Source organism: Mucilaginibacter sp. P4_G9 (genome assembly GCF_056400985.1).
On sequence record NZ_JBFUKF010000372.1, the window covers coordinates 1 to 4,864 of the forward strand.

Sequence of the window (4,864 nt, forward strand, 5' to 3'; positions counted from 1 at the left end):
CAAATAAGCAGGGATTGAGTGAAGATTTTGGCTGCGATCGAAATCCTCGTCCTGCAGGGCGTATATGATATCAAACCCGCTCACCCAGCATAAAACCGAAAGGGAGAAAAATATAGGCGTTAAGGCAAAAGCACCGGTAACTACAAGGTAAGCTCCAATAGGGGCCAGTGATAAACCTAAACCTAAAACCAAATGGCAAAGTGCGGTGAAGCGCTTGGTAGCACTATAACCCATTACTACAAATAAGGCAATTGGGGATAGGTAAAAACATAAAGGGTTAATAAAAAATGTAGCTGCTATAAACAACCCGCAGTTAATTAAGGTGAAAGTTAAAGCCGCCGGTGCGCTGATCCTTCCGGATGGAATATCGCGTTGCTTGGTGCGTGGGTTTTGCGCGTCAATGTCCCTATCTAAATAACGGTTAAACGCCATAGCCGAATTACGGGCGAAGATCATACAGAGCACCATTAAAACCAGCTTGCGCCAGTCGAAAGTGTGGTTAGTAGTGGTAACTGCCAAAAAGAAGCCAATAAAGGCAAATGGCATGGCAAATATGGTATGCGTAAATGTTACTAATGAAAGGTATTTTTTCATCTAAAATTAATCTCTTGGTTCAAAATGAGGCACTACAAAATCCTTATTTATATTATCAATAAAACCTAAAATCTCGTCGCGACCTAATTGTAATTCGGCAGATGTTACAAAGTATTGCGGGAATTCCTCAAATGTTTCCATTAAGGCTTTTTTAAATTTGGCAATGTTCTGGTCGGTTTTTACGCTTGATTGTTTATCGGCTTTGGTGAAAACCAGCACGAACGACAATCCTTTTTCGCCCAGCCAGTTACAAAACTCAATGTCGATTTTTTGTGGTTCCAGGCGGCTATCTATCAGCACCATCACGCATTGCAGGCTTTCGCGCTTATCCAGGTAGCTATGGATAAATTTGTTCCAGTTGGCTTTATTTGTTTTGGATGCACGGGCATAGCCATAGCCTGGTAAATCAACAATATACCAGCTGTCATTAATAAAAAAATGATTAATGAGCTGGGTTTTACCCGGTGTTTGCGATGTTTTTGCTAATCCCTTTTTTTGCGTTAGCATATTAATAAGGGATGATTTGCCCACGTTTGAGCGCCCGATAAATGCATACTCCGCTTTGATGGGCGGCGGTAGTTTAGAGATCTGGGTATTGCTGCAAATAAATTCGGCCGTTTTAACAATCATGCTGCAAAGGTAGGGTTTTTGTTTTTAACGTTGTTGGGATGTTGTAAGGTTGAAAAGTTGGAATGTTGAGCCGTTTATACACTGCAAGTATAATAAAATTATAAATAGATGTTTAAACATATTTTACACAAGGCTAACAAAGTCAATGTTAAAACCTTGTAACTTTACAATATTACAACAACAAAGATGAACGATTATAAAATACCCGCCCAAACCCGCATTGGCCATGTGCATTTAAAGGTGAGCGACCTGCAAAAATCACTTGATTTTTACTGCGGTTTATTGGGGTTTGATAAAATGATGCTGTACGGTGATCAGGCTGCTTTTATATCTGCCGGAGGGTATCACCACCATATAGGTTTAAATACCTGGCATAGTAAAGGGGCTTCACCGGCACCTGAGTATGCTCCGGGCTTGTATCACACGGCTATTGTTTATCCGGAACGTAAGGATCTGGCTTTGATCCTGCAACGCCTTATAGATGCCAAATATCCTATCACAGGTGCATCTGACCACGGCGTATCCGAAGCCATCTATCTGAATGATCCCGATCAAAACGGAGTTGAACTTTACTGGGACAGGCCAAAAGAAAACTGGCCGGTTGATGAAAATGGCGATATGATCATGTTTACGAAGAGGTTGGATATTGAAGGTTTACTGGCAACTATTAAGGGCTAACGGTAAAACTTTTTAAAGTTGATATTTTCGCCTTTATGATATCCCTGCCAATACCTTTACAATACCTTTAGCATATCCTTCGGTGCACCAAACTTATACCAAACTCATCCTAATTATCGTGCTTTTGAACCTTTAAAAAGTACTTAAAATTTTGATATATAAATGTTTAAATAAAAATGAGGACTGGTAACAGCTTGCCTTTTTAACCAAATAACCCTATTATCCTTTACAGATAACAGGGTTATTTTTAACACTCAAATATAGAGCAAAATTTTGCGCTTTTTGTCGAATATTACAGCGAGCTGAACAGTTTTTTATGGGTGCATTATTGGGCGTTTCGGTTAACGTAAACCAAGGCAGCATATCAAAATCAGTTTCCTAATCATATCAAACTAATCTGCCGCGACAATCTAAAAATCCTGTCAATCCTGCAAAATCCTTTAATCGTGTTACAACTCCTTTATCTTTATATTCCTGAAATAAGCCTTATGCCCGTGATCCTGCAGGGCAATTAAGCCGGTTTTGGAGGCTCCATAATCAGGATATTCTTTCCATTTGCCTTCGTTTTTTTTCTTGGTCCACTCGTCCGTCCAGGCTTCAAAGGCTACTATTTTTGAGCCATTGAGCCAATGCTCTACATGACCATTATTGAATACAATTTTACTTGTGTTCCATTTACCAACCGGCTCTGTTTTTTTAAGCGTGTTGGGTATGTACATGGCATAATCGCAGCCGGTTTTTTGCCATTCCTCCAGTTTATCGGGCCAGCCTTCATCATCTATAAGCTGGTATTCGGGGCCGGTATTATAAGTAGCGTGGTATTTGGGGTCTTCAATTACATGATACAGCACGCCGCTGTTGCTGCCTTTATCAATTTTCCATTCCCACTCCAGTTCAAAATTGGTGTAGGTTTTGTTGGTAACAATATCACCCCCGGTATCGCCCTCTGCGGCGCCTAAACATACCAATGCCCCGTCAACAATGGTCCAGTTTTTTACTTCGCCTTTTTTGTTGAAGCCGTGCCAGCCATTCAATGTTTTACCATCGAATAGTTTTACCCACCCGGCTTTTTGGGTGTGTGATTTTTTTGTATGGGGTGGTGTTTTTACCGTGATAGCCGATATCTGTACATAAACTAAAGCCGCTGCGGCCATTACCAAGCCAAGTTTTTTTAATTGTTGTTGCATGTTATTTATTTACTGATGTTTTACAATTGATTAGTTTAAGCTTTTTTGATTGTTTGCATTTTTTCGGGATCCCAAAACATGGGGCTGTTATTATAATAACTATCGTTGCATAGCAGGGCAGGGGCGGCAGCGCGATAGCCAAATATGGCATCCTCGGTTACTTTACCATTGTTCCTGATGGCGTTAAAGAAGTTATTCATATGGTCATATGGGCCACCCATGTAGCCTTTGTCGGCGTCATAGATGATCTCTTCGGGCGGCAGCATTTTTTTACGTTCGGCATAACCGCTGCCTGCTTTTTTTAGTTTATCCAGGTAAAACGGATCGTCGGAGGCAAAGGTCTTGTTCCGTTTCAGGGTCACTTTATCCCAGGTAATGTCCATAGAGCCTTCGCTGCCAACCAACTTAAGGTAGGTGGTGCCACTGGTGCCGTCAACAAAGTTGCAGCGCAACGATAGATTGAAGGCCGGATGTGCCTTTGTTTTGCCATAATCAAAAGTACCCAGCAATACATCGGGTACCTCGCGGCCATCGTTCCAGAAACGTAACCCGCCCGATGCATAGATCTTATTTGGCCCAACAGAATCTGTTATAAAGTGCAGGCTCGAAAACAGGTGCACAAAAAGATCGCCTGCCATACCTGTACCATAATCGGTATAGTTTCTCCACCGGAAAAAGCGTTTCTCGTCGAACGGTCGTTTTTTGGTATTGCTGATGTAAGTTTCCCAATCCAGTGTCTGTGGCGATGCATCAGCCGGGATGGGGTATTGCCAAACTTCCAGTGGTTCGCGGCGCGCCCAAAAACCCTCGGCATAATTAAGCTCGCCAATGGCCCCGCTTTTTAGCAGCTCATGCGCTTTTTCGTTACCTAATGATGATACGCCCTGGCTGCCCACCTGGAAAACTTTACCGGTTTCCTTTTGTGCTTTAATTACGGCGGGGCCCTCAGTAATGGCGTGTACCATTGGTTTTTCGCAGTACACGTGTTTACCGGCGTGCATGGCATCAACAGAAATTTGCTGGTGCCAGTGGTCGGGTGTGGCTATAATCACAGCATCAATATCCTTGCGGTTCAGGATCTCTTTATAAACGCGGGTGGTAAATATATCAGCACCCCATTTTGCTTTCGCATCCTTAAGGCGGCCATCATATAAATCACATACCGCAACCAGTTTTACACCTGGAATTTTGAGGGCTGTATCGGTGTCACTATTACCCATACCTCCCGCGCCAATAAGGGCAATGTTAATCTGGTCATTCAGCTCATAACCTAATTTTCTTTTCAGGATGGCAAAGGGCCTTACAGTGCTTTCGGAAGCGAACAGGTTGCTGCCAACAGCGACGGCTGCAGTGGTTGTAGTTAGTTTTTTGATAAAACTCCGGCGTGATGATTCTTGTTTTTCTTTCATAGATAAGGCAATGAACTTAATGTACTTTAGTTATTTATAAGAACTTATAAAACCCGGTAGCTCCATTTAAGGGCTGACCTGTTATGAACTGGTTTAAAAGAATTGGTTTTTAAAATTAAGGAATTGACTTAACATTTACACAAGCTGATCAACTTAATCCATCCAGGTAAACGCAATAGTGATACAATCACTATCTTTGCCACCACTTAAAAAAATGAGCAAAACCATAACTCCGTATAACAATCAACAGGCAACCAAAAAAGAACAGGTGGCCGATATGTTCAACAATATATCAAAAACATATGATTTCCTGAACCATTTTATGTCGTTAGGGATTGATATCATCTGGCGTAAAAAGGCTATAAA

At 41.8% G+C, this 4,864-nt stretch carries 6 protein-coding genes; 2 read left to right on the forward strand and 4 right to left on the reverse strand.

Annotated features, from left to right (window positions below; translation table 11 throughout):
* Both AC1DPZ_RS21935 and yihA read right to left on the reverse strand, forming a co-directional pair.
* On the reverse strand, positions 1 to 594 hold a 594-nt coding region (locus tag AC1DPZ_RS21935; protein WP_477407448.1), incomplete at its 3' end, for a UbiA-like polyprenyltransferase.
* A 6-nt stretch (positions 595 to 600) separates the two neighbouring features.
* The gene (gene yihA, locus AC1DPZ_RS21940; protein ID WP_477407450.1) at positions 601 to 1,224 is read right to left on the reverse strand and encodes a ribosome biogenesis GTP-binding protein YihA/YsxC; all 624 of its coding nucleotides are present in this window, start codon (positions 1,222 to 1,224) and stop codon (positions 601 to 603) included.
* Between the two features lie 186 nt (positions 1,225 to 1,410).
* On the opposite strand from yihA, the gene AC1DPZ_RS21945 reads away from it, so the two are divergent.
* The gene (locus AC1DPZ_RS21945; protein WP_477407452.1) at positions 1,411 to 1,902 is read left to right on the forward strand and encodes a VOC family protein; all 492 of its coding nucleotides are present in this window, start codon (positions 1,411 to 1,413) and stop codon (positions 1,900 to 1,902) included.
* 449 nt (positions 1,903 to 2,351) lie between these two features.
* Here the strand turns inward: AC1DPZ_RS21945 and AC1DPZ_RS21950 are convergent, their stop codons facing one another.
* Complete coding sequence (locus tag AC1DPZ_RS21950) at positions 2,352 to 3,089, reverse strand: 3-keto-disaccharide hydrolase (protein WP_477407454.1); 738 nt, start codon at positions 3,087 to 3,089, stop codon at positions 2,352 to 2,354.
* 35 nt (positions 3,090 to 3,124) lie between these two features.
* Positions 3,125 to 4,498, reverse strand: a complete 1,374-nt coding sequence (locus tag AC1DPZ_RS21955) for a Gfo/Idh/MocA family protein (protein WP_477407457.1) — start codon at positions 4,496 to 4,498, stop codon at positions 3,125 to 3,127.
* 214 nt (positions 4,499 to 4,712) lie between these two features.
* Here AC1DPZ_RS21955 and AC1DPZ_RS21960 point away from each other — a divergent pair.
* Positions 4,713 to 4,864: class I SAM-dependent methyltransferase (locus AC1DPZ_RS21960; RefSeq protein WP_477407459.1), on the forward strand; the 152-nt coding region annotated here is incomplete at its 3' end.